Below are 4242 nucleotides of genomic sequence, written 5' to 3'. Positions count from 1 at the left end.
CTTATACACTATCTGTTAATGAATGTTAAAAGACAATGTTATTTGTGTGGATATTCAGCTAGTTGATATTTATGGCGTGTTTCCGTTGTGCTGGCGTTTGTTGATGGTGTGCAGCGCGGTGGACATGCTGTCCGGCGACACGAGGCTGTTAATGCGGAAGAAAAGAATATCAAAGGCGATCATCTGTAGGATTTGTGGCGTCACCATGCCAAGTTTCTCGTGCGCTTCGGTATAGCTATAGGGGATGACGTGTTTGGCAATTTGGCTGACTTTGTTTTTGCCATAGCGGGTGATGGCTATCGTGTGTGCCCCGCGTTCACGGGCCAGCTCCAGCGCTTCTACCACCTCCGCCGTTTCACCGCGCGCGGAGACCGCGAGCAGCACGTCGCCGGGCTGTAGTAAAGATGCCTGCACAATTTGCGTGTGGTAATCGTAGTTGAACTGCACGTTTAACCCACAGCGAATCAGCTTGTGGTTGATATCCAGCGCGATCAGCGCCGAGGTCCCGATGCCGACGAGGACGATTTTGCGGCTGTCGATCAGTAACCGCGCGCAGATGTCGATAGTTTGCGGGTCGAGCAGATCCAGCGACTGGTCAATTTTGCTGGCAAACAGGACGCGGGATTTCTCCACCATCTGCTCAGTAGAGTCGCTGGCTTCAATACCTTCGTAGATCTCCTCGCGTGCGCGCGCTTTTTGCGGATGGCTGGCCGCGGCGAGCCACAGCTTCAGCTCCGGAAAACCGCTACAGCCAAGCGCTTTGGCATAGCGGATGACGGAGGAATCGCTGATACCCAGTTCCTGCCCCATGCGGGTGGCGCTTAAATCGGAGATATCAAAATTCCGCTCAATCAGATACGTCGAGATACGCCGATCGCCGCCGTTTTTGGCGTGCGCCAGAGCCTGAATTTTGCTGATGATGGATTCCATTACGTACCTTTTTTCTCGCCATGGGGAAGGGCGCGTTGCGCCCTGTGCCTGATTATGACTATTCCTGCGGATCGGTAAAGCCCAGGATCATGGCGGCGACAAATCCAACCACCCATGCGCTAACGACCGCCAGCAGGAACGGCAGAATCTGCCCGGCGCCGACTAACGGCAGCAGCGATAGTCCAGCAGTGCCAAACGGAATGATAATGCCTACCTTACAGGCGGCAATCACCGCACCGCCTGCCGCACCGCCGATGCAGCCTGCGATAAACGGTTTACCCAGCGGCAAGGAGACGCCGAACAGCAGCGGTTCACCGACGCCGATGATACCCACCGGCAGCGCGCCGGAAATGGTTTTCTTCAGGCGCGAATTCTTCGTCTTCAGGTAGACATAGGCCGCCGCGCCCACCTGACCCATCCCGCCCATCGCGAGGATCGGGAACAGATAGTTCAGGCCAAAAGTATCGAGGATCTGCGCGTGAATGGGAATAAGCCCCTGATGTAAACCGGTCAGCAGCAGGAACAGGAAGCCGCCGCCAAGCAGCGCGCCAACCACAACAGAACCTGCGGAATTGTTGAGCAGGGAGAGCGCCACCAGGTCGCCCAGCCACTGATTAACCGCGTGCGCCAGCGGTTGCAGAATCAGCAGCGCGGCCAGCGAGGAGACCAGAATCGTCACCATGGGCGTTAAAATCAGATCCAGACTCTCTTTGCAGTAGCGGCGGAACCACAGCTCAAATTTCGCGGCAAAGACGCAGACCAGCAGCACGGCGAAAATCCCGCCGCCGCCCGGCGTTAATGCGCTGCCAAATAGCTTGATGTTGGCGAGATCCGGCGCGGCCAGCACGGCCGCCATCACTGCGCCGATGGCGGGAGACGCCTGCAGCTCTTTGGCGGTATTCATGCCGATCATCACCGCCAGCACCGTAAAGACCGCCTTCCCCATGACCGTCAGCAGGGCGAAGAGATCCTGATGGCTGGCGACAAACTCGGGGCCGATCAGGCGGCAGACGTTGACTAATCCAAGAATCAAACCGCAGCCGATCAGCGCCGGGATGGTAGGGACAAAAATGGCCGCCAGAATATTCAGGCAGCGGCGGATGGAGAAAGGTTTACGTTCTGCATCGGCGGCGGCGGCTAGGGCGATTCCCGCGCGATTCATGCGTTTAGTCAGGATCCCCGTCACCTTTGATGCCGTACCCGCGCCGACGATAATCTGAAACTGCTCTCCGGCGTCGACGGTGCCTTTGACTCCGTCCACTTTGCGCAGCGCTTCGGCGTTAAACAGGCTGCGATCGCGCAGGACCACGCGTACGCGGGTCATGCAGTTGGTCAGCGTGGCGACGTTGCCGAAGCCGCCAATATGGTGTTCGATGGCGTCAGCGATAAGCTCCAGATGTTCTATTTTATTGGCCATGAGTGGCTCCTGATAATAGCTGATCTTTTAGGGCGACAAAGGGTTGCGCGGCCATCGCAAGCGCCGCATCGGGAGAGAGGCCCAGCAGGTTGCTCAGCACCGCCGCGCGCACGTTGTAGTTCACCTGTTGGAGCTGCATTTGCGCCGTGGCGTTATCCACTTCGCAGATCTGCGCCACCATGTGCTCGGCGCGGCGCAACAGCTTTTTGTTCGAGGCTTTTACGTCAATCATCAGGTTGCCGTGCACGCGCCCCAGTTGAATCATGGTGGCGGTACTGATCATCCCCAGCAGCATCTTCTGCGCGGAGCCGCTTTTCATCCGCGTGGAACCGGCCAGCGCTTCGGCACCGACGTCCGGCGCTACCGCCACGTCCGCTTTTTCTGAGATAAGGCCTGGACCGCGGGTGGTGAGCGCGATGGTCTTTGCGCCAGTCTGGCGCGCAAAGTCGAGCGCCGACATCACGAACGGCGTGCGTCCGCTGGCGGCGATACCCAGCACCACATCCCGTTGACTCAGGCCACGAGCGCGGAGTTCGGCAACCGCGGCGGCGGCGTCATCTTCTACGTTCTCTACGGCGCGCAGCATGGCGTCCAGCCCGCCGGCAATGACTGATTGAACCAGGTTTGGGTCGGTGCCAAAGGTCGGTGGGCACTCGGCGGAGTCCAGCACGCCAAGCCGTCCGCTGGTGCCTGCGCCAACATAAAACAGCCGACCACCGCTTTTCATCTGCCCGACAATCAGACGCACGGCCTCTTCCACCTGCGGAAGAACGCCGCGAATGGCGAGCGGAACGCGGGCGTCGTGCTCGTTGAGCAACGCCAGTATGTCGGGAAGCGGCAGGTCTGCCAGATAGCGGGTATCGACATTCTGTTCTTGCGCAATGGTGAAAGCGAGCGGGTTCATGCATTACCTCTGTTGATATTCGACATTTTTAATATAAATAAATGTCGGAATTCGACAATGAGCAACATGCAGAAATGTGATGCCGGGCGAAGAACGGTGTATACACGATAATGAGATTCATTATCAAAAATGCTTTACAGCTCGATTTTTAAGTTGTATTTTAAATGCATGTTTTAGATCCGGAGGTTAATATGAGCCATCACAGAATCCCTAAAAACTGGACTATCAAACGTTCAACCCCATTCTTCACAAAAGACAATGTCCCGGCCGCGCTGCTGAGCCATCACAATACCGCCGCCGGCATCTTTGGCCAGCTGTGTGTGATGGAAGGTACGGTGACCTACTACGGTTTTGCTGATGAGCAGGCCACGGAACCGGAAGGGAAGGTGGTTATCAATGCCGGTAGCTTCGCGACCAGCCCGCCGCAGTACTGGCATCGTATCGAAATGACCGACGACGCGCAGTTCAATATTAATTTCTGGGCCGAGCCGACATTCTCCGGTGAAGAAGTCTACAGCGCGAAAAAATCATAATCATGACGCACCTCCATCAATGAGTGGAGGTGCCAGGTCCAATGGCTGGAAAACGTTATGTTCAAATTCTTCCGACAATCGTTGATGTATGTCGATTATGGTGAGCAGGAGCTTTGCGGCGAGCAGGCCCTGTTGCACGTTGCGGAATACCAGCATTATCTTTCATCCAGCGCTTCTTTGTGCCCGGATCTGAGCCAGGAAAAGAGGGCTGGCTCCACCTATTCAACGGGGTTGTATCATGGTAAGGCGCAGCGTTCCTGAGCACGGTCTGCGCCTGGCGTTGTTTGTTATGTTCCCGTCTTAAATCTCCCGCCTCAACCCCATTAAAACGTCAAATTGATTCTATACTCACTATCGGGTAGCGATTTAGCGCATTTATTCCCTCTGATGAGTTAGGTTTAGCGGTGTGTAATGGGGTGAGATCAATAAATTTATTTTTGTTTAAATGGTGTAAATTG

5 protein-coding genes are annotated in these 4242 nt (G+C 55.9%); 2 read left to right on the top strand and 3 right to left on the bottom strand.

Features of this window, described 5'->3' with window-relative positions; all coding sequences use genetic code 11:
• Positions 1-69 precede the first annotated feature (69 nt).
• From NNN71_RS23870 to murQ, 3 genes are read right to left on the bottom strand one after another with little or no spacing between them, the layout of a single operon-like run.
• Positions 70-930, bottom strand: coding sequence for a MurR/RpiR family transcriptional regulator (locus NNN71_RS23870; protein ID WP_163448689.1), 861 nt, complete (start codon positions 928-930; stop codon positions 70-72).
• A gap of 58 nt (positions 931-988) precedes the next feature.
• A complete protein-coding gene (locus NNN71_RS23865; RefSeq protein WP_271459512.1) occupies positions 989-2347 on the bottom strand; it encodes a PTS transporter subunit EIIC in 1359 nt (452 codons plus the stop codon).
• Complete coding sequence (murQ, locus tag NNN71_RS23860) at positions 2337-3251, bottom strand: N-acetylmuramic acid 6-phosphate etherase (protein WP_271459511.1); 915 nt, start codon at positions 3249-3251, stop codon at positions 2337-2339. Before murQ ends, NNN71_RS23865 begins: the two co-directional genes overlap by 11 nt.
• 191 nt (positions 3252-3442) lie before the next feature.
• Here murQ and NNN71_RS23855 point away from each other — a divergent pair, with 191 nt between their 5' ends.
• Together NNN71_RS23855 and NNN71_RS23850 are read left to right on the top strand one after the other, a co-directional pair.
• Positions 3443-3784, top strand: coding sequence for a DUF1971 domain-containing protein (locus NNN71_RS23855; protein WP_271459510.1), 342 nt, complete (start codon positions 3443-3445; stop codon positions 3782-3784).
• Between the two features lie 57 nt (positions 3785-3841).
• Positions 3842-4045, top strand: a complete 204-nt coding sequence (locus NNN71_RS23850; protein ID WP_271459509.1) for a hypothetical protein — start codon at positions 3842-3844, stop codon at positions 4043-4045.
• Positions 4046-4242: the final 197 nt, after the last annotated feature.

This window comes from Kluyvera sp. Awk 3, assembly GCF_028069715.1.
In the GTDB taxonomy this organism is placed as follows: domain Bacteria; phylum Pseudomonadota; class Gammaproteobacteria; order Enterobacterales; family Enterobacteriaceae; genus Kluyvera; species Kluyvera georgiana_A.
The sequence above is the reverse complement of the archived record's forward strand: the minus strand, read 5'-3'. Positions and strand labels throughout refer to the sequence as shown.